Origin of the sequence: Streptomyces sp. NPDC017936 (assembly GCF_044328485.1) — a bacterium.
Classification (GTDB): Bacteria; Actinomycetota; Actinomycetes; order Streptomycetales; family Streptomycetaceae; genus Streptomyces.
This window is the reverse complement of sequence record NZ_JBIRHK010000004.1, coordinates 420,969-442,756: the sequence shown is the minus strand read 5'-3', so window position 1 is coordinate 442,756 and position 21,788 is coordinate 420,969. Positions and strand designations below refer to the sequence as shown.

At 70.8% G+C, this 21,788-nt stretch carries 25 protein-coding genes; 18 read left to right on the top strand and 7 right to left on the bottom strand.

Features of this window, described 5'->3' with window-relative positions; translation table 11 throughout:
* Positions 1-74: 74 nt before the first annotated feature.
* Positions 75-1,364 (bottom strand): hypothetical protein, encoded by a 1,290-nt coding sequence (locus tag ACH4F6_RS11445; protein ID WP_397959772.1) that lies wholly within the window; start codon positions 1,362-1,364, stop codon positions 75-77.
* Between the two features lie 57 nt (positions 1,365-1,421).
* Entirely contained in the window at positions 1,422-1,931 is a 510-nt protein-coding gene (locus ACH4F6_RS11440) for a SigE family RNA polymerase sigma factor (RefSeq protein WP_397959771.1), read from the bottom strand.
* Positions 1,932-2,076: 145 nt separating this feature from the next.
* On the opposite strand from ACH4F6_RS11440, the gene ACH4F6_RS11435 reads away from it, so the two are divergent.
* A complete protein-coding gene (locus tag ACH4F6_RS11435; RefSeq protein ID WP_397959770.1) occupies positions 2,077-2,520 on the top strand; it encodes a hypothetical protein in 444 nt (147 codons plus the stop codon).
* A gap of 205 nt (positions 2,521-2,725) precedes the next feature.
* Complete coding sequence (locus ACH4F6_RS11430) at positions 2,726-3,004, top strand: hypothetical protein (RefSeq protein ID WP_397959769.1); 279 nt, start codon at positions 2,726-2,728, stop codon at positions 3,002-3,004.
* 74 nt (positions 3,005-3,078) lie between these two features.
* Here ACH4F6_RS11430 and ACH4F6_RS11425 read toward each other — a convergent pair whose 3' ends face one another.
* The gene (locus tag ACH4F6_RS11425; protein WP_397959768.1) at positions 3,079-4,770 is read right to left on the bottom strand and encodes a chitinase; all 1,692 of its coding nucleotides are present in this window, start codon (positions 4,768-4,770) and stop codon (positions 3,079-3,081) included.
* A 257-nt stretch (positions 4,771-5,027) separates the two neighbouring features.
* On the opposite strand from ACH4F6_RS11425, the gene ACH4F6_RS11420 reads away from it, so the two are divergent.
* The 14 genes from ACH4F6_RS11420 to ACH4F6_RS11355 all read left to right on the top strand — a co-directional run bounded on the left by ACH4F6_RS11420 (position 5,028) and on the right by ACH4F6_RS11355 (position 16,926).
* On the top strand, positions 5,028-5,987 hold the full coding sequence (locus tag ACH4F6_RS11420; RefSeq protein WP_397959846.1) for a hypothetical protein: 960 nt from the start codon (positions 5,028-5,030) through the stop codon (positions 5,985-5,987).
* A 65-nt stretch (positions 5,988-6,052) separates the two neighbouring features.
* On the top strand, positions 6,053-6,760 hold the full coding sequence (gene cpaB / locus ACH4F6_RS11415) for a Flp pilus assembly protein CpaB (RefSeq protein ID WP_397959767.1): 708 nt from the start codon (positions 6,053-6,055) through the stop codon (positions 6,758-6,760).
* Positions 6,761-6,773: 13 nt separating this feature from the next.
* The gene (locus ACH4F6_RS11410; RefSeq protein WP_397959766.1) at positions 6,774-8,027 is read left to right on the top strand and encodes a CpaE family protein; all 1,254 of its coding nucleotides are present in this window, start codon (positions 6,774-6,776) and stop codon (positions 8,025-8,027) included.
* A 161-nt stretch (positions 8,028-8,188) separates the two neighbouring features.
* Positions 8,189-8,518, top strand: coding sequence for a pilus assembly protein (locus ACH4F6_RS11405; protein WP_397959765.1), 330 nt, complete (start codon positions 8,189-8,191; stop codon positions 8,516-8,518).
* 1 nt (position 8,519) lies between these two features.
* Positions 8,520-8,879, top strand: coding sequence for a TadE/TadG family type IV pilus assembly protein (locus ACH4F6_RS11400; protein WP_397959764.1), 360 nt, complete (start codon positions 8,520-8,522; stop codon positions 8,877-8,879).
* A 25-nt stretch (positions 8,880-8,904) separates the two neighbouring features.
* Positions 8,905-10,242 (top strand): CpaF family protein, encoded by a 1,338-nt coding sequence (locus ACH4F6_RS11395; RefSeq protein WP_397959763.1) that lies wholly within the window; start codon positions 8,905-8,907, stop codon positions 10,240-10,242.
* A gap of 75 nt (positions 10,243-10,317) precedes the next feature.
* On the top strand, positions 10,318-11,262 hold the full coding sequence (locus tag ACH4F6_RS11390) for a type II secretion system F family protein (RefSeq protein WP_397959762.1): 945 nt from the start codon (positions 10,318-10,320) through the stop codon (positions 11,260-11,262).
* A 22-nt stretch (positions 11,263-11,284) separates the two neighbouring features.
* Positions 11,285-12,172 carry a DUF5936 domain-containing protein gene (locus ACH4F6_RS11385; protein WP_397959761.1) on the top strand — a complete coding sequence of 296 codons (888 nt, stop codon included), beginning with the start codon at positions 11,285-11,287 and terminating at the stop codon, positions 12,170-12,172.
* Positions 12,173-12,190: 18 nt separating this feature from the next.
* A complete protein-coding gene (locus ACH4F6_RS11380) occupies positions 12,191-13,843 on the top strand; it encodes a sensor histidine kinase (protein WP_397959759.1) in 1,653 nt (550 codons plus the stop codon).
* Between the two features lie 73 nt (positions 13,844-13,916).
* A complete protein-coding gene (locus ACH4F6_RS11375; RefSeq protein WP_397959758.1) occupies positions 13,917-14,705 on the top strand; it encodes a response regulator in 789 nt (262 codons plus the stop codon).
* A gap of 117 nt (positions 14,706-14,822) precedes the next feature.
* Positions 14,823-15,029, top strand: coding sequence for a hypothetical protein (locus ACH4F6_RS11370; protein ID WP_397959757.1), 207 nt, complete (start codon positions 14,823-14,825; stop codon positions 15,027-15,029).
* A 50-nt stretch (positions 15,030-15,079) separates the two neighbouring features.
* Positions 15,080-15,682: a pilus assembly protein TadG-related protein gene (locus tag ACH4F6_RS11365; RefSeq protein ID WP_397959756.1), complete on the top strand. Its 603-nt coding sequence runs from the start codon at positions 15,080-15,082 to the stop codon at positions 15,680-15,682.
* A 33-nt stretch (positions 15,683-15,715) separates the two neighbouring features.
* Entirely contained in the window at positions 15,716-16,297 is a 582-nt protein-coding gene (locus tag ACH4F6_RS11360) for a hypothetical protein (RefSeq protein WP_397959755.1), read from the top strand.
* 8 nt (positions 16,298-16,305) lie between these two features.
* Positions 16,306-16,926 carry an OmpA family protein gene (locus tag ACH4F6_RS11355; protein ID WP_397959754.1) on the top strand — a complete coding sequence of 207 codons (621 nt, stop codon included), beginning with the start codon at positions 16,306-16,308 and terminating at the stop codon, positions 16,924-16,926.
* A gap of 95 nt (positions 16,927-17,021) precedes the next feature.
* Here ACH4F6_RS11355 and ACH4F6_RS11350 read toward each other — a convergent pair whose 3' ends face one another.
* Complete coding sequence (locus ACH4F6_RS11350) at positions 17,022-17,300, bottom strand: GntR family transcriptional regulator (RefSeq protein WP_397959753.1); 279 nt, start codon at positions 17,298-17,300, stop codon at positions 17,022-17,024.
* Positions 17,301-17,467: 167 nt separating this feature from the next.
* Here ACH4F6_RS11350 and ACH4F6_RS11345 point away from each other — a divergent pair, with 167 nt between their 5' ends.
* Both ACH4F6_RS11345 and ACH4F6_RS11340 read left to right on the top strand, forming a co-directional pair.
* Complete coding sequence (locus ACH4F6_RS11345; protein WP_397959752.1) at positions 17,468-17,734, top strand: hypothetical protein; 267 nt, start codon at positions 17,468-17,470, stop codon at positions 17,732-17,734.
* An 86-nt stretch (positions 17,735-17,820) separates the two neighbouring features.
* Positions 17,821-18,036, top strand: a complete 216-nt coding sequence (locus ACH4F6_RS11340; protein WP_397959750.1) for a hypothetical protein — start codon at positions 17,821-17,823, stop codon at positions 18,034-18,036.
* Between the two features lie 448 nt (positions 18,037-18,484).
* Here ACH4F6_RS11340 and ACH4F6_RS11335 read toward each other — a convergent pair whose 3' ends face one another.
* The 3 genes from ACH4F6_RS11335 to ACH4F6_RS11325 all read right to left on the bottom strand — a co-directional run bounded on the left by ACH4F6_RS11335 (position 18,485) and on the right by ACH4F6_RS11325 (position 21,327).
* Entirely contained in the window at positions 18,485-18,946 is a 462-nt protein-coding gene (locus ACH4F6_RS11335) for a hypothetical protein (protein WP_397959749.1), read from the bottom strand.
* 110 nt (positions 18,947-19,056) lie between these two features.
* Complete coding sequence (locus ACH4F6_RS11330; protein ID WP_397959748.1) at positions 19,057-20,874, bottom strand: alpha/beta hydrolase; 1,818 nt, start codon at positions 20,872-20,874, stop codon at positions 19,057-19,059.
* 9 nt (positions 20,875-20,883) lie between these two features.
* Positions 20,884-21,327, bottom strand: coding sequence for a hypothetical protein (locus tag ACH4F6_RS11325; RefSeq protein ID WP_397959747.1), 444 nt, complete (start codon positions 21,325-21,327; stop codon positions 20,884-20,886).
* Between the last annotated feature and the right edge of the window lie 461 nt (positions 21,328-21,788).

Genomic DNA, 21,788 nt, shown 5'->3' with positions numbered 1-21,788 from the left:
CGGGAGGCCCCGGACCCGCCGCCCGCCGCCCGCCGACGGAGCCGGCCGCGGGCGGCGGCCGGCCCCGTCACCGGTCAGCCGCCGAGCACCTCCCACTGCGGGCTGAGCGCGATCTCCCGCAACTGGGCCACGGTGAGGGCCGGTTCGGGCCGGGTCGCGGCCGCGGTCTGGCTGCCGGAGTTGAAGGCGCTGACCACCACGCGCCTGCCGTCCGCGCGCATCGTGTCCACGGTCCACATCACGACGCCCTCGCCGCCCTTCTCGCCCGGACCCTGCCGCGTCGTGACGCGCGTGCCGTCGGGGAGGGTCTCGGCGTCGGAGCCGTAGAGCTCGGCTGCGGCGTCGGACATGTCGTGCTGCATGTTGACCTGGACGTAGCTCCTGCCCTCGCCGTCGTCCACGACGGCGTAGGCGAACTCGGTCTCCTGGTGGTCGCTGGAGACGACCTCCAGGCCGTCGGGCAGCGAGTCGGTGAGGACGGCGAGGATCCGCCGGCCCCCGAAGCCCGTCGTGTCACCGGCGGAGTCCGACGTCGCCGGTGACGGTTTCCGGGTCTTCTCGGGGATGGCGTCGGCGACCCGGCGCCACTCCTGCGCCGCGGCCAGCGTCTTCAGCTGGTCGAGGGTCAGCGGTGGTTCGGGCCGCGAAACGGGCTCTCCCTTCTCGGCGGGGGAGTTCCACTCGCTCACGCTCACCCGCTGCCCGGCCGGAGTGACCAGGTCGGCGCTCCACGCCTTGGTGTCCGCGCGGCGGTCCGGGTACTCGTAACCCTGGACGAGGGTCACCGCGGACCCGTCGGGCAGGGTCTGCGTGACGCAGCTGTCCGGGCCCGCGTCGGGCAGTTGCATCTCGGGGCAGGGCGTGACCTCGGCCGCCGGGTCGAAGGCCTCTCCGTTCCCGCTCCCGCGCGTGACCCGGTCCACGAGCAGCGAGATCGACCCCGCGCCCTTGCCGTCGTCGAAGACGACCTGCGCGAAGGGCGGCAGCGCACCGTTCGTCCCCCGCGCCGCGCCGCGGGTCACCTCCCCCTCGGGGAGCAGCTCCGTGAGCGTACGGACCATCTCGTCGGCGGAGACCGCGGGGACGGCGGTGGCCGTCGGCCTGCCGGACCCGGCCGCGGCGACCGAACCGTTCCGCGCGGTACCGTCCCCGTCGGAGGGCACGAGCAGCGCCCCGCCCACCCCGACGAGGGCGAGGCCCGCCGCACCCCCCGCCACGGCGGCCCGCCGCCGCAGCCGCAGCCGGCGCCCGCGCACCCGGCCGGCCGCGGCGAGCGCGGCACGGTCGGCGTCGAAGGCGCCGCCGGCCTGGTGCAGGGCGGCGGACAGCCGGTCCTCGAAGGGATCGTGCTGGTCAACGGGCATGGCACACCACCGTCTCCGATTCGAAAGGGGCAAAGTGAGTCGTAGGGGGCGGAGTTCTCAGGGGCGCGCGTACTCGCCGATGTCCTCGCCCAGCAGCTCCCGCAGCCGTCCGAGGGCCCGCACGCACCGCGTCCGCACGGCGGCCGAGCTGGCGTTCATCGCGCCGGCGGTCTCCTCGACGGACCGGTCCTCCCAGTAGCGCAGGACGACGACGGCACGGTCCTTCGCGGGCAGCCGGCCGAGGGCCTGCATCAGCGTGAGCCGCAGCGGTACGTCGGCGGCGGAACCGTCGGCCCGCTCCGGGAAGACGTCCACCGCGCGTTCGGTGCTGCTGCGCCGCCGCTGGTGGGCGAGGAAGGTGCGGGTGAGGACGGTCTGCGCGTACCCGGCGGGGTTGTCGGCCCGGGAGACGCGCCCCCAGCGGAGGTACAGCCTGCCGAGGGTCTCCTGAACCAGATCCTCGGCGAGGTGCGTGTCCCCCGCGGTGAGCAGGCACGCCGACCGGTACAACTGCCCGGCGCGCGCCGCAGCGAACTCCGCGTACTCGTCCGCGCGGGCCTGCCTCATGTAGCTCCCTCCGGTCCGTGGAGCCGTCCTCCACCACACTGCCCTCACCTCATTGATGGGGCGGGGCGGGGGGAATGTTTCAGAGGGGAGGGAAAGAATGTGCACAGACTCCGTCCCCGCCCGCGACACACGAGGAACCGACCGGATGACCCACCAGCCGCCGCCCCCGGGTTTCGGCCCGCCCCCGCCGCAGTACGGTCCGCCCCCGCAGTACGGCGCCCCGCCGCCCCCGCACTACGGTGCTCCGCCGCCCCCGTATCCCGCCCAGGCGCCCCAGTACGCCGTGCCGCCGCCCCGATCTGCTTCCACCGGGCCGGAGTTCCTGGCGGTCGACAGTCACAACTCGATCGTCGTCGACGCGTCGGGCGTCGCCTTCGAGGTGGACGGGGTGTCGGCGGACTTCGACTGGCCCGAGATCCGCAGCGTCCACTACAAGGCGAGCCCCAACGGCAAGGCGCTGATGGTCGCGGTCGTCCACGCCGACGGCATGCTCTACGAGACCGTGGTGGACGCCAGGCCGCGGGAGAGACTGGCGGGCTGGTTCGCCCAGTTGGCCTGGGTCCTCGGTCACTACCGGCCGATGGGGTAGCCGGCGGGGCCTGGACAGGGTGCTTCACCGACCGCCTGATCGACCCCGGAGACGTCGTGGGCACACCCCCACCTCCCCACCACCCGGCGCCCGGACCCACGCCGTACCAGCACCGGCACCCGGGACCGGCCCCCGCCCCCTGTGCCAGGTCTGCGGAGCCGCCCCCGCCGCGTTCGTGACGGTCCGGGGCCGTCAGGGCGTCATCGTGCTGACGCGCTTCCCGCGGCGGCAGGGTGCGTACTGCCGTCCCTGCGGAACGGCGGCCTTCCGCGAGATGCGGGCCCACACCCCGCTGCGGGGCTGGTGGGGCCCGCTGTCGCTGTTCATCCCCCCGGTCACCCTGCTGATGAACCTCGGCGCCCGCTCCACGCTGCTGCGTCTCCCCGAACCCACCGCCTGGGGCGGCGGCCGTCCGCCGCTCGACCCGGGCAGGCCCCTGTCGAAGCGCCCCGTCGGCGTGATCGCCCTGCTCCCCCTGGACTGACGTTCCTCAGCAGGGGAGCCCGGCCCCCGGTGTCGCCGGGGACCGGGCTCCGTTCGTTCGGCCTCCGGCGAGCCTTACGGCAGGGCGTGCACGTGCGGGCCCACCGCGTTCGACCACGCGTTGCCGGCCGTCGCGTCCCAGTTCGTCGACCAGGTCATCGCGCCCCGCAGGTCGGGGTAGGTCCGTGACGGCTTGAAGGTGCCGCAGGCCGTGCCCTTCGTCAGGCAGTCGAGGGCGTTGTTGACGACGGTCGGGGAGACGTATCCGCTGCCCGCGCCCCGGGTCGAGGCCGGCAGGCCGAGGCCCACCTGGGACGGGGAGAGGCCGTTCTCCAGCTGGATGCAGGCGAGGGCGGTCAGGAAGTCCACCGAGCCCTGGCTGTAGACCTTGCCGTCGCAGCCCAGCATGGAACCGCTGTTGTAGTACTGCATGTTGACGACCGTGAGGATGTCCTTCACGTTCAGGGCCGTCCGGAAGTAGGAGTTGGACGTCGACTGCATGTCGATCGTCTGCGGGGCCATGGTCAGGATCAGGGAGGGGCCCGCCTTGGCGGACAGCGACCTGAGCGCCTGGGTCATGTACGTCGCGTCGAGGCCGTTCTCCAGGTCGATGTCGACGCCGTCGAAGCCGTACGTCTGCATCAGCGCGTACACCGAGTTCGCGAAGTTGGCCGCGGACGCCGAGTCGTTCACGGACACCGTGCCGCGCTCGCCGCCGACCGAGACGATGACCTTCTTGCCGGCGGCCTGCTTGGCCTTGATGTCGGCCTTGAACTGGTCGACCGTGTAGCCGTTCAGGCCGGCGGAGTCCAGGGTGAAGGCCACGGCGCCCGGTGTCGTCGTCGCGTCCGCGAAGGCCACGGCGATGATGTCGTACTGGGCGGGGACGTCGGAGATCTTCTGGACCGTGGCGCCGTTGTTGAAGTTCTGCCAGTAGCCGGTGACGGCGTGCTTGGGCAGCGAGCCTCCGCCGCCCGTGCCGGGCGCGGCCGTCCTGCCCGTCACCGCCGCCGACTTCACCGACTCGCCCGCCGCGTTGGTCGCGGTGACCTGGAAGCCGTAGGAGGTGGAGGCGGCGAGTCCGGTCACGGTCGCCGTCGTGCCGGTCACCGCCGTCACCTTCGTGCCGTCGCGGTAGACGCTGTAACCCGTGGCGTTCGACACCGGGTTCCAGGTGAGGGACACCGACGAGGACGTCGTGCCGGAGACGGCGAGCCCGCTCGGGGCGGCCGGGACCGTGGGGGCCGGGCCGCCGCCACCGCCACCGTCGGGGCCGTACACGGAGACGTCGTCGGCGAGGTAGGCGGCCTGGCCGTACCAGCCGTGCAGGTACACGGTGACCGAGGTGGTCGAGGCGCCGGTGGTGAAGGTCGTCGACAGCTGCTTCCAGGTGCTGGAGTCCGGGGTCCAGGTCGAGACGTCGGTGGTGCCGGTGCCGGTCGCGCCCAGGTAGGCGTAGCCGCCCTGGACCCAGGCGCTCAGGGTGTAGGTGGAACCGGGCTTGACGGCGACCGTCTGGGAGCAGCGGGCGTTGTCCTGGCCGGCCGGGGTGGCCCTGAGGGCGGCGGTGCCGCCGTGCGCAGGGGAGGAGACGGTCGTGCCGCTGCCCGCGGAGCAGGTCCAGTCGGCCAGACCGGACTCGAAGCCGGCGTTGCGGATGTTGTTGGTGTCCGCGGCGGACGCCTGAGCCGCGCCCGCCAGGGAGAGGGCCAGGGCGGCGGTCACCGCGCCCGACCAGAGTCGTGTCGATCGTCTGTGTGGGGACATGACAACAAGTTGGTCCAGACCAATTGTGTTGTCAAGACGTGCGCCCGTGGAGGGTCCGTGTGCACGACATGTCCCGGTATGGCTGGAATCGAGGGAAGAGCAGTTGGTGTACAGCCACGGAAAGTGGTTCTCCGGCCACAGGGGCGTGGATACAGTGCTGAGGTAGTCACGCAATGAAGTCACCCCGGTGCACCGGAGTAACGCCGGTGGGCCGGACCGCGGGAATCGGGGAGCTGCGCGTGCCAACTGCCATTGCCGTGACCGGCGCCGACCTCGCACTGCCGCCGCAGGACGAGCGGACCCTGCCCGCCGCCGTCCTCGACGGCCTCGACCGCCGGCCCCTCGACCAGGCCGTCGCCGAGGTCCAGATGCTCGTCGAGCAGCACGGGCACGTCGTCGTCGTGTACTCGCGGGCCGTCCCCGCCGCCGTCGAGCACCGGCTGCACACCGTCCGCTCCCTCCTGGAGAGCGACCGCGTCGCGCTGTTCCGCTCCGACCTCCCCCCGCTCGGAGTCGCCGTCCTGGCCCGGCAGTTGCGCCAGCTCGCCTCCTGCGACCTCAGCCCCGGCGTGCTCGCCTCCGCGGGCCGGCTGCTCACCCACTACGTCCACGCCGGCGCCCTGCTCGCCTCCGTCGCCCGCCTCGACCGGATCCCCGTAGGCCTGAAGTCGCACGCCAGGTCATGGGTCCCGGGCAGCCACTTCGGCGTCCTCGCCCACCCCCAGCCGCACCTGGTGAAGGCGGGCCCGGACACCACCCTGGAGGGGCCCGAGTTCGGGACCTGGATGCTGGTCGCCAGGGGACAGCTCGCCTCCGACTGGGTCACCGGCACCCTCGCCCCCGCCTGGAAGGCCCAGGGCCTGCGCGAGGCGGAACTGCCCGCCGAGTCCGCCGGCTGGTGGGGGACCGCCAAGCTGATCGAGTTCTGCGCCTACCTGCCCGACCTGTCCGTCCTCTACCAACTGGTCACCTCCGTGCGGCAGACCGTCTGCCACTGGTGCGGCATCGACGTCATCGGCGACCGCTGCGTCTTCTGCTCCGCCACCCCGCCACCCGCCCACGAGACCGCCCGCCCCGCACTCACCCCGGGCGGCCGTCACGGTCCCGCACTCGCCGCGGGCGGCCGTCACGGTCCCGCGCTCGGCGCGGGCAACCGCAACGGTCCCGCACTCGGCGCCGGCGGCCGCCACAGCCGCGCGCTCACCGCCGGTGACTGAACGAGATCCACCGCTCCGCCCGTTCCCGTCCGCTCGACCCGACCCCCGACGAGGTTGCACGGCTCATGAACTCCCGTCAGCGCCGCGGCGTGATCCTCCTGCTCCTGTCGGTGTTGTGCGCCCTCGGCGCCTTCGCCGGCGTCCTCTCCGTCATCGACGACGTGGAGTCCAAGGTCGGCCCCGAGGTCGCCGCGTACCGGATCAAGTCCGACATCGCGCCCTACACCGCGCTCACCCCGGGGCAGTTCGAGAAGATCGAGATGCCCGAGCGGTGGCTCTCCGAGAACGCGGTGACCGACCTCGCCGCCGTCCGCGGCAAGATCGCCGTGACGACCCTGAAGAAGGGCTCCCTGCTCCAGAGCGACATGGTCGTCGACCAGCCCGCCCTCCAGCCCGGCCAGCAGGAGGTCGCCATCATGATCGACGCGGCGACCGGCGTGGCCGGCAAGATCACCCCGGGCTCCTCCGTCAACGTCTACGCCACCTTCGAGGGCGCCAAGGAGACCGACCCCGACCAGTCGAAGATCATCGTCACCCACGCCCGCGTCCTCGACGTCGGCGAACTGACCGCCCTCGAGCCCGACCCCGACAAGCGCGGGCAGCAGCCCACCGACGCGGTCCCCATCACCTTCGCGCTGTCCACCCTCGACGCCCAGCGCATCACCTACGCCGAGTCGTTCGCCAAGCGGGTCCGGCTGGCGCTGGTGGCGCCCGGCAGCGCCACCACGGTCCCCGAGCAGGACCGCACGTACGAACTCGCCACGGACAAGTGAGAGGCCGCCCGCCATGCCCACGAGGATCCTCCCGGCCGTCGGCGACGCGGACGCGGTCCGCTCCCTCACCACCCTGCTCAGCCAGCTCCCGGACGCCGAACCGGTCACCCCGGTCGCCGACTCCACCCAACTGGCCGACACCCTCGCCCGCCTCGCCGCCGAGTCGGTCGACGAACTGCCCGAGGTCGTGATCGTCCACGAACGCATCGGTCCCGTACCGGCGTTGGAGCTGGTCCGCGAGGTCGCCCTGCGCTTCCCGGCGGTCGGCGTCATCCTCGTCACCACCGACGCGAGCTCCGGCCTCTTCGCCGCGGCCATGGACGCCGGCGCACGCGGCCTGGTCACCCTCCCGCTGCACTACGAGGAGCTGGCCAGCCGCGTCCAGGCGGTCGCCCAGTGGTCGGTCGGCGTACGACGGCACCTCGGCCACGGCGCCGACGTGTTCACCGGCGTCGGCGGCACCGTCGTGACGGTGAGCGGCGCCAAGGGAGGCGTCGGCACGACCCTGCTCGCCGTCCAGCTGGCCCTCGCCGCCCAGGCCTCCGGCCGCCCCACCGCCGTCGTCGACATGGACCTCCAGACCGGTGACGTCGCCTCCTACCTGGACGTCCAGTTCCGCCGCTCGGTCGCCGACCTCGCCGCCATCACCGACATCTCGCCCCGCATCCTCGCCGAGGCCGTCTTCCGCCACGACACCGGAGTGGCCCTCCTGCTCGCCCCCGGCGAGGGCGAACGCGGCGAGGAGGTCACCGACCGCGCCGCCCGCCAGATCCTCGGCGCCCTGCGCTCCCGCTACGAGGTCGTCGTCGTCGACTGCGGCGCCCAGCTCGGCGGCGCCGGCGCGGCCGCCGTGGAGATGGCCGACACGGCCCTGCTGGTCACCACCCCCGACGTGGTCGCCGTCCGCGGCGCCAAGCGCACCGTCCGGATGTGGGACCGCCTCCAGATCCGCAAGGCCGAGGAGACCACGGTCGTCGTCAACCGGCACAGCCGCGCCACCGAGATCCAGCCCGCGCTCATCCAGAAGATCACCGGCACGGGCATCGCCACGACCACGATCCCCGCGCACTTCAAGGAACTCCAGGCCGCGGTCGACGCCGGCCGCGTGCACGCCATCGACGCCAAGAGCACCGTCCGCCAGGCGATGTGGGCGCTCGCGGGGGAGCTGGGGCTGGTCAAGGCGCCGGAAGGCGCCGTGCAGCGCCGGGGCGGACGGGGACGGGGCGGCGACGGGGGAGCGGCGGGTTTCCGGCGGAGGAGGGACTGACGGTGCCTTTGCGAGCTGGGCGGGCAGGGGCCCTCCGGGCCGGACGGATCGCGACCTCCCGGGCCGGACGGGCAGCGACCCTCCGCGCCGGGCGGATCGTGCCGTTCCGGGCCGGGCGGAGCGCCCGGGACCGGGGTCAGGTCACCGTCGAGTTCCTCGGGATGACCCCGCTGATCATCATCACCTTGGTGGTCGTGTGGCAGTTCGTGCTCCTGGGGTACACCTTCACGCTCGCGGGGAATGCTGCCGACGAGGCGGTGCGGGCGGGGACGGCGGCGCACCGGGGGGAGCGGCAGGCCGTGTGCGAACAGGCGGGACGGGACAAGCTGCCGGACGCGTGGACCTCCGGGGCCGAGGTCAGCTGCCCGTCGTCGACGGGGTACGTGACGGCGACGGTCACCCTGCACGTCCCGGTCCTCTTCCCGGGCGCGTTCGCCTTCTCGTTCGACGTGAAGGGCCACGCCGGAGCCGTAGAGGAAGAGGACGACTGACATGGCGTACGGACGCGGCAGGCGTGACCGGGGCCAGGTCGCCCTGGAGTACCTCGGCTTCCTCCCGGTCCTGCTGCTGGTCGCCCTGGCCGCCGTACAGCTGGGCCTGGTCGCGTACGCCGCCCAGCAGGCGGGGACGGCGGCCCGCGCCGGGGCCCGCAGCGCGTCGCTCGACGAGGGCGTCCAGGGTGCCTGCCGGAACGCGGTCAGCGGCTGGCTGGCGGACGGCACCAGCTGCTCGCCCGACGACCTGGGCGACGAGGTCCGGGTCACCTCCAGCGTCACGATCCCGTCCGTCATCCCCGGCATCGGGGACTTCGGCCAGGCCCACAGGACCGCCACGATGCCGGTCGACCACTGACGGTCGGGGAAGGAAGGCACCGGACATGAGTCTGCGCGCACGCATCACCTCACCCGAGGAGACCCGCGGCCGGGGCGAGGACGGCCACCTCGTCGCCTCCTACCGGGCCAAACTGCTGGAGGAGATCGACCTCGCGGAGATGAGTTCGCTGGCGGCGGCCGAGCGCAGGGCCCGCCTGGAACGGGTGCTGGGGCACATCATCAGCCGCGAGGGCCCGGTGCTGTCCACGGGGGAACGCGCGCAGCTGATCCGCCGGGTGGTGGACGAGGCCCTGGGCCTCGGCATCCTCGAACCGCTCCTGGAGGACGCGTCCATCACCGAGATCATGGTGAACGGCCCCGACGCGATCTTCGTGGAGCGGGCGGGCCGGGTGGAGCAGCTCCCCCTCCGCTTCGCGTCGCACGACCAGCTGATGCAGACGATCGAACGCATCGTCTCGACGGTCAACCGCCGCGTCGACGAGACCAACCCGATGGTCGACGCCCGCCTCCCGTCCGGCGAACGCGTCAACGTCATCATCCCCCCGCTCTCCCTGACCGGCCCGATCCTCACCATCCGCCGCTTCCCGCGCTCCTTCACCCTGCACGAGCTGGTCGGCTTCGGCTCCCTGGACGAGCCCATGCTCTACCTGCTGGCGGGCCTGGTGCAGGCGAAGTTCAACGTGATCGTCTCGGGCGCCACGGGCACGGGGAAGACGACGCTGCTGAACGCCCTCTCCGGCCTCATCCCCGACGGCGAACGCATCATCACCATCGAGGACTCGGCGGAACTTCAGCTCCAGCAGTCCCACGTGGTCCGCCTGGAATCCCGCCCCCCGAACGTCGAGGGCAAGGGCCGCATCACCATCCGCGACCTGGTCCGCAACTCGCTGCGCATGCGCCCCGACCGCATCGTCGTCGGCGAGGTCCGCGGCGGCGAGTCGCTCGACATGCTCCAGGCGATGTCGACGGGCCACGACGGCTCCCTGGCCACGGTCCACGCCAACAGCGCGGAGGACGCCCTCATGCGGCTGCAGACCCTCGCCTCGATGTCCGACGTCGAGATCCCCTTCGTCGCCCTGCACGACCAGATCAACAGCGCGGTGGACGTCATCGTCCAGCTCACCCGCTTCGCCGACGGGGCACGGCGGGTGACGGAGATCGCGCTCCTCGACAGCCACGGCGGCGAACCGTACCGCCTCGCGACGATCGCCCGCTTCGACGCCCGGCCCATGACGGCCGACGGCCGGATCCACGGCGCCTTCGCGTACTCCCCCCTCCCGCGCCGCGCCGCCGACCGCCTCTACATGGCCGGCCAGCCCGTTCCGCAGGCCTTCGGAGTGGCCCGCACGCTCGACGAACTCACGACCCGGGAGGCCAGGTAGGCCGGCGCCCCGGCACCGCAGCACACCTCGCCCGCAAGCACGGACAGGACAGACAGGACGGACAGGACGCGGCCCATGGATCTGAACAACCTGATCACCCTCACCACCGGCGTGACCCTCCTGACCTGCGTCCTGGCCGTCGCGGGCCTGCACACCTACGCACGGGGCCGCGCCCAGCGCGCGGCGCTCGTCGACCGCCTCTCCGCCACCGGGCAGCCCCCGCGCACCGGCCGCCGGCGCCGCTTCCGCGACCTGGACCGCCGCCTGCGCCGTACGAACCTGGGCCGCACCCTGGAGCGGAAACTGACCGCCACGGGCCTGGACGTCACGCCGGGCGAGTTCTTCGCCGGCATGCTGGCGGCGGTCGCCGCCCTCTGGCTCATCGGCCAGGCCACCCTGGCTCCCTTCTTCGGCCCCCTGGCCGGCCTCCTCGGCGTCTGGGCGGCCTGGCAGTTCCTCAACTGGCAGCGCCAGAAACGCATCGAACGCTTCATCAACCAACTCCCCGAACTCGCCCGCATCCTCGCCAACGCCACCCACGCCGGCCTCGCCCTGCGCACCGCGATCGGCATGGCCGCGGAGGAGCTGGAGGCCCCGGCCGGCGAGGAACTGGCCAAGGTCGCCGACCAGTTGGCCGTCGGCCACTCCCTGGACGACGCCCTGGGCGAACTCGCCGACCGCCTCCCGTCCCGCGAGCTCGTCGTCCTCGTCACGACGCTGGTGCTGTCCAACCGGGCCGGCGGGCAGGTCGTGGGGGCGCTGCGGAACCTGACGGAGACGCTGGAGGAGCGCAAGGAGACCCGGCGGGAGGTGCGGACGCAGCTGTCGCAGGTGAGCATGACGTCGTACGCGGTGCCGGTGCTGGGGGTGGGCTCCCTCTTCCTCATGAACGGGGTGAAGGACGGCGCCCTGGACCGCATGACCGGCTCCCCGCTCGGCCAGGCCGCCGTGATCACCGCCTTCGCCCTGTACGCGGTCGGCTTCCTCCTCATCCGCCGCATGTCCCGGATCGACGTCTGAGCGGCGGGGAGGGACACGGACCATGGGACTCCTGCTCGCACTCGTCATGGGCCTCGCCGTCTGGGGCGTCTTCACCGGCCTGCGCATGTACCGGTCGGACGCCCGGCTGCCCCCCGACCTGGCACTCGCCCTGGAGGTCGGCTCCACCCGCACGGGCGCCGTCGACTCGCTCGTCGACCGGCTCGGCATGCGGTACGCGCCCGCCGTGCTGCGCCTGATGGGCCCCAGGCAGGTCGCCAAGTACCGCCGCAGGATCGACCTGGCGGGCAACCCGGGCGGCCTGACCATCGACCGCTACGCGGCCCGCCGCGCGGTGTACGGCGCCCTGGGCGGCTTCGGCGGCATCGTGTTCCTGCTGCGGGGCGACCTCCTCGTCGCCCTCCTCCTCTTCGCCTTCGGGGTGTTCTGGACCGAGGTCGGCATCTGGTCGGCGATCCGCGTCCGCAAGGACGTCATCGAGCGGACGCTCCCGGACTTCCTGGACGTCCTCGCGGTCGTGGTCAGCGCGGGCCTCGGCTTCCGGCAGGCCCTGGACCGGGTGGCGTCGAAGTACGAGGGCCCCTGGGCGGACGAGATCCGCATCACCCTGCGCCAGATGGACCTCGGCATGAGCCGCCGCCAGGCCTTCGCCGAGCTGCGCCGCCGCAACGACTCCGAGCAGGTCGCCATGTTCGTCACGGCGCTCCAGCAGGGCGAGGAACTGGGCGCGCCGATCGTCGACACGCTGGTCGCGATCGCCAAGGACATGCGCCGGACGGACGCCCAGAACGCCCGGCGGCGGGCGGCCCGCGCGGTTCCCCGGGCCACGCTGATGATCACCACGTTCATGGTCCCGGCCACCATGCTCCTGCTCGGCGCGGGCCTGCTGCTCGGCTCCGGCACGGACTTCAGCCCTCTCACGGGCGACTAGGCGGACGGGGTGACGGCGATGACGACGCTGACGGCGCTCACGAGGGGACACGGCGGCCTGCTGAGGCGCCGCCCCGGTCCGCCCGTACCGGCCCCGGCCCGCACGGCCCACGTCACACACCGCGAGCCCCACCCCGCGGACTCCCCGCACGACGACGCCCCACCCGACACCGGCACCGACACCGGCACCCACCCGGCCGACGCCGCCCCGGCGGGGTCCACCGGCGCGGCGGAGCACACTGGAACGCCGGAGCACACGGGCACGGCGGACGCGACCGCCACGGCGGCGGACGCCTCCCCGCTGGGGCACGCCACCACGGCGGGCGCCACCGGCACGCCAGCCGCGGACGCCACCACCACGACGGCTGCGACCGCCACCGGCGCATCGGCGACCGCCTCACAGGGCGGCGACGGCCCCGGCACACCCATCCCGCTCCAGCTCAACGCCCTCCAGGCGATGTGCCGCCAGGTCTTCGGCTTCCGCCTCGCCATGATCGCCCTGGCCGCCCCCGCCGCCCTCCTCAACGCCTCCCCGGGCCTGGGCGTCCGCCTGGTCGGGGCGGCCGTCGTCGTCACCTTCATGGGCTCCTACGTCCTCTTCCGCGACTGGGAGCGCTTCGGCGCCCTCCTCCTGCGCCACCCCACCCTGCTGGCCGTGGACACCCTCTTCGGCTCCCTGCTGCTGGTCTCCGCGGGCCCGGACACGACCCTCGCCTACGTCAGCGTCTGCACCCCGCTCCTCGCCGGCATCGTCTACGGCTGGCGGGGCGCCGCCTGCTTCGCCTCCCTCCAGTCGCTGATCCTGCTGCTGGTCTACGCGGCCCTGAAGGACGGCCCGCAGACGAGCCTCGCGGAACGGCTGCTCCTGCCCGGGCTGTGCGTCATCACGGGCGCCATGGGGTCCACCCTGCGCAGCCTCATGCTCCGCTTCGGCTCGGCCACCCAGGCCCTGAGCGCCGTCCGGGCCCGTCTCGCCGCCACCGAGGCGGTCGCGGCCGAGCGCGCCCGGCTGGCCCGCGAGATGCACGACTCCGTGGCCAAGACCCTGCACGGCCTGGCGCTCGCGGCGGAGGGCCTCGCCCGTTCGGCGGGCGCGGCGACCACGGACCCGGAGCGGGTACGGCAGCAGGCCGACCTGGTCGCCAGGGCCGCACGCCGGGCCGCCGCCGAGTCCCGCGAACTCCTCACGGACCTGCGCCGCGACCCGGCCCCGGCCCGGAGCGCCGACCTCCTGCAGGAACTGTCGTCAGCCGTGGCGGAGTTCACGGCCCGCACCGGCCGCCCGGCGACGTTCCACCCACCGGCGGGGAGCAGCACCCTCCCCGTGCCGCCCCCCGTCGCCCGCCAGCTCCGCACCATCGCCTCGGAGGCACTGGACAACGCCCACCGCCACGCCGATCCCCGCCACGTCGAGGTGCGGGCCGAAGCGCACGACGGCCTGCTCCGCCTCAGCGTGCGGGACGACGGCCCCGGCCTGCCCCCCGGCACCACCCTCGAACGACTGCGCAGGGACGGCCACTTCGGCCTGGTCGGCATGGCGGAACGGGCCGCCTCCCTCGGCGCCCGCCTGCACATCGGCCGCGGTCCCGCCGCCCGGGGAACGGAGATCCGCCTGGAACTCCCGCTGGATCCGCCGCCCCCCGAACAGGGGGCCGGAGCCCACCGCCCATGAAGCACCCCACAAGACGTCAGCAAGCCGAACACACGACGCAGACACGACGAGGACACGACGAAAGGAGGCCCCCATGCCGGACCGGCCACCGCAGTCACCACCCGCGCCCCCGCTCCCCGACCCCTTCGAGGACTTCCGGCCGCCGCCGACCCCGCGCACACCGCTGCGCGTGGTGATCGCCGACGACAACCCCGTCGTCCGCGCCGGCCTCACGGCCCTCCTCTCCGGCCGCGACGACATCACCGTCGTCGCGGAGGCGGCCGACGGCCGCGAGGCCTACGAGGCCGCCCGCGACCACCGGCCCGACCTCGTCCTGCTGGACGTCCGCATGCCCGGCGTGGACGGCCTCTCCGCCCTGCCCCACCTGGTGCCGATCGCCCCGGTCCTGATGCTCACCTACAGCGGCGAGTCGGAGATCGTCGAGGAGGCGCTGCGCCGGGGCGCCGGAGGCTACCTGGTCCACGGGGAGTTCACCGTGGAGGAACTGCTGTCGGCGGTGCACGACATCAGGCGAGGCCGGGCCCACTTCACCCCGACGGCGGCGACAGCGGTCCTGACCCGACTGCGCTCCAGTGCGACTGCACATCATGACGTAGCCTCACCATCCCCATTTCTCGCGGATTCCCGAAAACGGCTTTCGCAACTGCAATCGCCTGTGGGACAGTCACGTCGGGGGTTCCGACTCAGCGTGAGGGAGGCGGAGATCATGGACCTCATCGCATCCGGCATGAACAACCAGCAGATCGCCGCCACCTGCTTCATCAGCGAGAAGACGGTCAAGAACCACATCAACCGCATCTTCGCCAAGCTCCACAGCACCGACCGCGCGCAGGCGGCCGCCAAGTGGCTGGGAGCCATGTGATGAGCGGACGAATGGGCCCGGATTGGGCCCGGAAATGGGCCCCGGGACCCTCGGCCGCCCCCACCCCCACGACGTACGTTGCTCGCGCCGGCAGCGCGACCAGCGGAGGGAACCCCCATGACCAACTGGATCGACACCACCGTCGCGTCCCTCAGGACCCGAGCCGCCCGAGCCGGCCGGGGGGACCAGGGCCAGACGGCGGTGGAGTACCTGGGGATCATCGCGGTGGTGGTGGCCATCGTGCTGGCCATCACGGGAACGGACATCGGCAACACGATCTACACCGCGATCACGGACAAGATCAACGAGGTCGTCGGCGGCTGAGGCGCGTTCGTTCGACCGGCGACGCAGGGCAGGCCTTCCCCATCTACATCATGGTGGTGGCGGGCCTGCTCTTTCTCGCGTTCGCCTGGTTGGCGGTCGGCCAGGCCGCGGCGAATCGGAACGGGGCCCAGACGGCAGCCGACGCGGCAGCGCTGGCGGCGGCTCAGGACACCCGGGACCAGCTCGCCGACGCCTGGGTGGAGAACGTACGAGACCCGGCGGTGTGGCAGCGCATCTTCGAGGGTGACGCGGAAGGCATCGTCGACTCGTGCTGGCGGGCGTCCGAACTCGCCGCCCAGAACGATGCCGCTGTGGACGGGTGCCACGCGGACGGTCTCCTCGGTTACACGGTCACCGTCGAGACCAACAAGACCGTCGGGGACTCCATCGTGCCCGGCACCGAAAGCATGAAGTCCACCGAGAGCGCATCCGCCGTCATCGAGGCGCTCTGTACGTTCGAGCCGCCTGTCGAGGGCGGGGGCACCGAACCGCCTGCTGAGGGTGGGGAGACCGAACCGCCTGCCGAGGGAGCGGAGGACGACGAGCTGCCGCAGCTCACGTGTGAGGGCGGCGGCACCTGGACTCCGGATCCGGAAGACCCGACTGGCCTCCCGGAACCCCAGGACCTCTTCGACGTTCACCTGGCCGACTGACAAGCGACGACGAACGATGAAGGAAGCGGATTCATGAGCATGCGGTTCACAACAAAGGCTCGCAGGGGGATGGCGGTTCTGACCGTTGCGGCCGCTCTGGCCCTCGGTGTGGCCGGTTGCGGAGCCGGCGGTGACGACGACAAGAAGCCGGAGACCTCAGCGTCCGCTTCCCAGGAAGGTGGACCCAAGCCCAGTACCCAAGAAGGGGAGGCTGAGACCCCCCTGGCTGAGCTCAAGGGGTCCAACGGGTTGCTCTTCCAAGTGACCGCTGCCGAGCGGGACTCGGGTGGGTTCCTCACCGTAAGCGGCACTCTGAAGAACGATGGGGCAGAACGGATCACGGTGCCTGCTGCGGTGCGGGGAAACGAGACGGAGATCCTGCGCCACGGCATGTCGCTCGGCGGTGCCACGCTCGTGGACAGCAAGACGAAGAAGCGCTACTACGTCCTGCGTGACACGGATGGACGACCGCTCACCACCACGGGCTTCTCCTCCCTGAAGGCGGGTGAATCGCTCTCGGTCTTCCTGCAGTTCCCCGCACCGCCAACCGACACGACCGAAGTCACCTTCCAGCTGCCCACCTTCGCCTCGGCCCCCGTCCAGATCTCCGGGTGAGGCTCCCCATGATCTCTACCCGAACCGCCCTGGCCGTGGCGACGGCAATGGCCGCCACCTGCCTGCTCGCCACCCCCGCGGCACACGCCGACGACGCACCCAGCGTCCCCCCGGGCACCGAACCCACCGCCACCGCCCCGGTGGAGGTCGACCCCAACGACCCCGACCTCAAGCTTCCCGAAGGCGGCACCCTGGCCGAACCCAAGGTCCTCGACATCAAGCAAGTCGTGGAGGACCAGACTGGCGAGGAACGCCGGGAGGACACCAACGCGGACGTGACGTTCGCCCTCCAGGCGGAGGTCCTCTTCGGCAAGGACAGCGCCAAGCTGAACGCGGTGTCCAAGGCCCGCATCGGAGCGATCGCCGAGGAGATCAAGAAGCAGAACGCCACGAGGATCCGCGTCTTCGGCTTCACCGACAACCTGGGCTCCTCGGCCCACGGCGACGTCCTGTCCCGCCAGCGCGCCAACGCCGTACAGGCGGCCCTGGACGACGAACTGAACGACCCGGACATCACCTTCGACGTACGCGGCTACGGCGAGCAGTACCCCATCGCGGACAACTCCACCGAGGCCGGCCGCAAGAAGAACCGCCGCGTGGAGGTGACGTTCCCCCGCACAGGGAGCTGAACGCGAGGGCGGCTGCCTCTCCCTACGACTCCGTCGGGTCCTGCGATCCGGGGGCCAGCCCCATGAGCGAATTCAGCGTGATACGGACGTGCCCCTCAGTCGCTGGACTCATCGCCCTCTGATGTAGCGGCGGGCATGGCGATGACGAATACGCCCTTGCCCTGAACTCCCTGAACGATTCCCTCGGCTTGCAGCGCCTCGATGGCGGACTTGATGGTGCGGCGGCTGACCGCTCCGCCCGTTTCCTGCTCCAGCTCGTGGTGAGAGGGAATGCGCCGGCCGACCGGGATCTCGCCGCGTCGGATGCGCTCGCGCAAGGCGGAGGCCAGCTGCACGTACATCGGGATGATGCTCTCCCGGTCGATCTCTATCATGCCCTGGAGCGTAAAAGGGCAGCTCAAGCCAGCATAGGTCGACCCTTCACGTCTAAAGACGTGCTAACACGTACCAAGTTGCCGTACAGTCGATGCCGACAGAAGACCCCCGCGACGGTAGGCGCCGTCCGGGGGCATGGCCACCAGCCTCTGAGGAGCTGATGACAGTGAGCATTATCCATGCGCTGCTGCGCTGGATCCTGGGCGCGTGCACGCCCGGCAACGGCCGGCACCGGGCAGGCGCGAGTCCCACCGTGGGGTTCCTCGCGTGCGAGGCGGAGACGACGGAGGCGGTCGCCGTACCGCTTCCCGCCCACCGCTCCCCGTACGGGCTCCCCGTGCCGCTCGACGGCCGGGCCACGGTCTCCGTACGCCCCTACGTGCTCGCGGCGGAACGGGAGGACAGGGAGAGGGAACGCGAGCGGGCGCGGTAGGCGCGGCGCCGTGCCGCCCTGGTCCTCGCGGCGGACTTCGGTGTCGACCTCGACCGGCGTGCGCTCGGCACGGAGAGGGCTGCGTGATGGGGGCACAGGACAAGGCGCCCCGCCCGTCCGTGCGGATGTGCGTGCGGTGCGAGGTGACCACCGGGGCCCCGGTCGTGGTCGCCGTGGTGCACCAGAACTCGGGGCCGGGCTTCGTCGTGTACGCGTGCCAGGCGTGCGCCGCGCACTACCCGCCGCAGTCGGACGTCCTCACCGTCCTGTCGCCGTCCGGCCGAGCAGGGGGCGAGGGGTGAGCGCCCGGGAACTGTCCCCGGAGTGCATGCTGGCACACCGGCCGGAATACGAGGACGTACACGGCGAATGCCGTCGCCCAGGGGACATCCCGGTGCCGCACACCGGGGGCCGCCTGCCGCTGGTGCGCCGCTGCGACTGCGCCTGCCACCGTTCCCCGGCGGGGGAGGGGAAGCGGTGAACGCCGGCACCCCACCGGAACCGGGCGCTTCCCGCCTGATGCTGCGCACGTACCGCGTGGACGGGAACGGACGGCGCGTCAGCACGACCCGGGTCAGCGTCCATGGCGGCGGCGATGACCCGACCGCCCTAGGGGACGCCTTCTCATGGCCACCTTGCCGCTGCTTCCGTTGCCGGGAGGGGGAGGGAACAGCGGGCTGAGAGCCGGACGCCCGGTGCGCGGGGACGTGGACCAGCCCGCGCACCGGGCATCCTGGAGGCTCTTCATTTTCAGAAGCGCTCTACTTCTTCGCCGTCCGGGACCTTGTAACAGCCGGACACGACCATCAGGCTCAGTTTCGGAGGGTCGTTCTTCGACATCTGAGTGATTTTTACGCTGGATTTCTCATTGTCGTTGTCAGCGACCAGGTTGATGTTCTTGTTCTTGCTGGTATCCGGCCCATATGTGACGATCTCCCACCCATGCTTCGGCAGTTCCCTCTTGAGTCGTTCCATTGCTACGTCGAGGTCGCTCGCTGATGCAGGGTAAAAGCTCCATGGGTGGAAGATGCGAAAGTGTGTCTTCGCATCCTTGTCCGAGCAGTCTGAGACTCCCGGACGATTGTCGGATGCCTTTCCTTTGACGCCGATCAGGTCGTAGATACCGCTGGAGACCTTTTCCATCGCATCGGATGCATCCCTTGAATTGCTCGTGCCGGCGAAGGGGATTTCATCGGAGTTGTTGTCGGTCATGCTGCATCCGGTAAGGGTAGCGAGGGTAATGGGTACGGCGAGCGCCAAAGCACTTATCTTGGTCTTCATATCGGAGAGCCTTACGTTGTCGGGCTGTGCGTCGGTCTGCTCTACTTCACATGCGCCCAGGGGTCGGGCGGCGGCTTCAGCGCCACGCTGTCTCCCTTCCCGACGACGACCAAGGCCTGGTTCAGCAGACTCTGGGAGGGACCCTTGTCGTCCTTATCCCAGTAACTACTGTGGCCTTCGGTGTCCGTGGTCATCTGGTTGGCACCGAATTCCTGATCGCTGGGGATGATGAAGCCGTCCCCGCCGTGGCCCCAGCGGCCGAGGTCCGGAACAGGGTCTCTCTCGGCCTCCTGGTTCCACACGTGCCCCTTGGGGACGTCCATCTCATCGGCACCGGAAACTTTCACGCCAGGACTGCCTGCGAAGACGATGTCGTCGGCGTTGAGTTGCCCCGTTTGCGCCGCAGAACCGACCAGGGTCGATCCGTATGAGTGGCCGATCACAGTGGTATGCGACGGCGTGGCTCCCGAATGTGACGTGTCGAGTCCGTCCATGAAACCACGGAATGCTGGAGCACCGTCGTATGCGTAGTGTTCGAACGGTGCGTCCTTGGCAACGCTGTCAGGTGCGTCGTAGCCGAGCCAGGTAATGGTGGAAACGGACTTTCCGTCAGCTTCGTTATTTGCTGTGCGCCAGACGTCAGCCATCCGGTTCATGTTGCCCTCGATGTTCCCCAGCTCCGACGTCGTGCCCGGAACGTAAACCGCCGTGTGGTCCGCGGTGTCCGGATTGCCGTTGGCGACGATCGCGCGCCCGTCGCCTTCTGTGCTGAATCCCAGCAGGTAGGCCTCGGGCAGTCCGTTCGTGCCGGTGGCGTCGAAGCGTCTCTGGATCGCATCCATGCCGTCGAGAGACTTGTGAGCGTTCTTCCGCGCCTCTTCCCAGTCCTTCCACGCCTGTGTTTCGACATTGACACCCTTCATCACAGTCCCGGTATAGGGATTGATGTAGGGCTGGAACCGCTCGGGCTCCGGGTGCTTCTTCAGCCAGGTGTCGTACTCACCCTGCGCGACGCCGCGGGCTTCGGCCAGCACCATCCGGTTCGCCTCGTCCCGAACCGTGGCGGGCAACCCGTCGAGCGCGCCCACGGCGGCAGGCTGCATGGAGACCCAGGCGACCTGCTCCTCCGCGGTGAGCCCCTTCCACCACTCCGCGTTGTCCTTCGGGCCGCCGTCCTTGGGTGGCTGCGGCAGGGAGTCGAGGTACTTCCTGCCCGCGTCACTCACGCCCTTCGTGTCCGAGGACGCGTCGGCCCAGTCCCTGTCAGAAACGGTGAGATCGTCGTCCGCCTTCAGCGCCCGCAGTTTCGGTGCCCATTTCTCGTCGGCTTCCGTGGCTTCCTTGAGGGCAGCGGCGATCTGGTCCGCGTAGTCCTGGGCGAGGACGCGGTGGGGATTGGGATCGAACCGGGCCGCCTGACGGCTCACTGCGGAGGCCGCGGGATCCGTCAGGCCACTCGCCGTGCCGCCTTCAGGGATCTTGCCGTCCTCACCCTTTTCTCCTGCCGACGGATAGGTGATCGAGCCGTCACTGTTGACCGTCAGGTTCGCGGCCTTGGCGCCCTCAAGGGCAGCGTCCAACTTGTTCTTGGCAGCTCCCAGTTCGTAGGAGAAGGCTTCGAGCGCCGTACTGACGAGACCGCACTCGACCTGGATGTAGTGGAAGTTCTTGCCCAACTCCCCCAACTGCTTGACAGCCGCGGTGGCTGCCTCGCCCTTCAGGGAGTTCCTCATGGCCACGGAGATCTGGTTCTCGATTCGGTCCTTGGCCGCGCTCGCCATGTCGGAAGCACTGCGGTATCCGTCCGCTGCTTCGGAGTACTCGTTCGGCTTGAGGGACTTGAGCGTTGCGAGATCCATGACCTCTCGTCACCGTTCCTTGCCCTGACCGCCGACCGCCGGCGTGTCCGCGTACTCGACCTTCAGGTTTCCGATCTCGACCTGGATCGATTCGTCGGTCTTCAGCTGGTCGCTGCCCGCCTTCTCCAGCAGACCGGACATCTTCCCGCAACGCCCGCTGACCTTCCCGATGTAGGTCTCCCAGGAGGCGTACACGTCCTTGTGGGCCGCCGCGGTCAGGCAGCCGGCGTCCTTGCCGAGGCCCTTCTGGCCGTCCTCCAGCTTCCCCATCGCCTTGCTGATGTCGTCACGTAACGAGCCGACGTCCTGACCGGCCTTCGTCCAAGCCGGTTTGTTCGACACCAGCGTTCCGCCGCCACCTCCGGGATCGAGTGGTACGTGGTTCAGCTGCATCTGCGTCGAGTGCTGCTCCGCAGCCGCACTTTTGAGCTGCTCCCACTCGTCCCACGCCATGCGGATGACCTCCCTGCCAAGGTGTCTCGAGGTGGCTGCTCTGTTCGCCGAGTGACTGTGAACGAACTCATGGCATTTTCATGACCTGCGGTTACGCTGATAGGCGCTGCCGATGACCTCATCAGCGACCGGTACCTGACTGTCCGATCCCATGCACTCGGACAACCGCCCGACCGGGTGAGAACGCGCGGTTCCGCGCCTGTTGGAGCCCGCCGTGTGAGGGTCATCACGTCCTCGCTCATGAGGACATGCCGACCTTCGGTACTTCGGGTGGCATCGTGAACTTGTCGGGAAGGCCGGCGTCTCCATCGCATCTCACTTCTGGCGCCCACTGCTGAGGACCTCTTCCGGATCCTGGCCGGAGTCACTTCTGTCGCGGTCGATGCCGGACTCCTCGACCCCGTGATGCGCACAGCGTCGACTGCTGCACACAGTGGTGGTGAACTGGCGTCACGCCACAG

Excerpts from the sequence above, each read along its gene's own strand:
- ACH4F6_RS11445 (WP_397959772.1), bottom strand. The coding sequence starts at position 1,364 with ATGCCCGTTGACCAGCACGATCCCTTCGAGGACCGGCTGTCCGCCGCC.
- ACH4F6_RS11440 (WP_397959771.1), bottom strand. The coding sequence starts at position 1,931 with ATGAGGCAGGCCCGCGCGGACGAGTACGCGGAGTTCGCTGCGGCGCGC.
- ACH4F6_RS11435 (WP_397959770.1), top strand. The coding sequence starts at position 2,077 with ATGACCCACCAGCCGCCGCCCCCGGGTTTCGGCCCGCCCCCGCCGCAG.
- ACH4F6_RS11425 (WP_397959768.1), bottom strand. The coding sequence starts at position 4,770 with ATGTCCCCACACAGACGATCGACACGACTCTGGTCGGGCGCGGTGACC.
- cpaB (WP_397959767.1), top strand. The coding sequence starts at position 6,053 with ATGAACTCCCGTCAGCGCCGCGGCGTGATCCTCCTGCTCCTGTCGGTG.
- ACH4F6_RS11410 (WP_397959766.1), top strand. The coding sequence starts at position 6,774 with ATGCCCACGAGGATCCTCCCGGCCGTCGGCGACGCGGACGCGGTCCGC.
- ACH4F6_RS11405 (WP_397959765.1), top strand. The coding sequence starts at position 8,189 with ATGACCCCGCTGATCATCATCACCTTGGTGGTCGTGTGGCAGTTCGTG.
- ACH4F6_RS11400 (WP_397959764.1), top strand. The coding sequence starts at position 8,520 with ATGGCGTACGGACGCGGCAGGCGTGACCGGGGCCAGGTCGCCCTGGAG.
- ACH4F6_RS11395 (WP_397959763.1), top strand. The coding sequence starts at position 8,905 with ATGAGTCTGCGCGCACGCATCACCTCACCCGAGGAGACCCGCGGCCGG.
- ACH4F6_RS11390 (WP_397959762.1), top strand. The coding sequence starts at position 10,318 with ATGGATCTGAACAACCTGATCACCCTCACCACCGGCGTGACCCTCCTG.
- ACH4F6_RS11385 (WP_397959761.1), top strand. The coding sequence starts at position 11,285 with ATGGGACTCCTGCTCGCACTCGTCATGGGCCTCGCCGTCTGGGGCGTC.
- ACH4F6_RS11380 (WP_397959759.1), top strand. The coding sequence starts at position 12,191 with ATGACGACGCTGACGGCGCTCACGAGGGGACACGGCGGCCTGCTGAGG.
- ACH4F6_RS11375 (WP_397959758.1), top strand. The coding sequence starts at position 13,917 with ATGCCGGACCGGCCACCGCAGTCACCACCCGCGCCCCCGCTCCCCGAC.
- ACH4F6_RS11370 (WP_397959757.1), top strand. The coding sequence starts at position 14,823 with ATGACCAACTGGATCGACACCACCGTCGCGTCCCTCAGGACCCGAGCC.
- ACH4F6_RS11365 (WP_397959756.1), top strand. The coding sequence starts at position 15,080 with ATGGTGGTGGCGGGCCTGCTCTTTCTCGCGTTCGCCTGGTTGGCGGTC.
- ACH4F6_RS11360 (WP_397959755.1), top strand. The coding sequence starts at position 15,716 with ATGAGCATGCGGTTCACAACAAAGGCTCGCAGGGGGATGGCGGTTCTG.
- ACH4F6_RS11355 (WP_397959754.1), top strand. The coding sequence starts at position 16,306 with ATGATCTCTACCCGAACCGCCCTGGCCGTGGCGACGGCAATGGCCGCC.
- ACH4F6_RS11350 (WP_397959753.1), bottom strand. The coding sequence starts at position 17,300 with ATGATAGAGATCGACCGGGAGAGCATCATCCCGATGTACGTGCAGCTG.
- ACH4F6_RS11340 (WP_397959750.1), top strand. The coding sequence starts at position 17,821 with ATGGGGGCACAGGACAAGGCGCCCCGCCCGTCCGTGCGGATGTGCGTG.
- ACH4F6_RS11335 (WP_397959749.1), bottom strand. The coding sequence starts at position 18,946 with ATGACCGACAACAACTCCGATGAAATCCCCTTCGCCGGCACGAGCAAT.
- ACH4F6_RS11330 (WP_397959748.1), bottom strand. The coding sequence starts at position 20,874 with ATGGATCTCGCAACGCTCAAGTCCCTCAAGCCGAACGAGTACTCCGAA.
- ACH4F6_RS11325 (WP_397959747.1), bottom strand. The coding sequence starts at position 21,327 with ATGGCGTGGGACGAGTGGGAGCAGCTCAAAAGTGCGGCTGCGGAGCAG.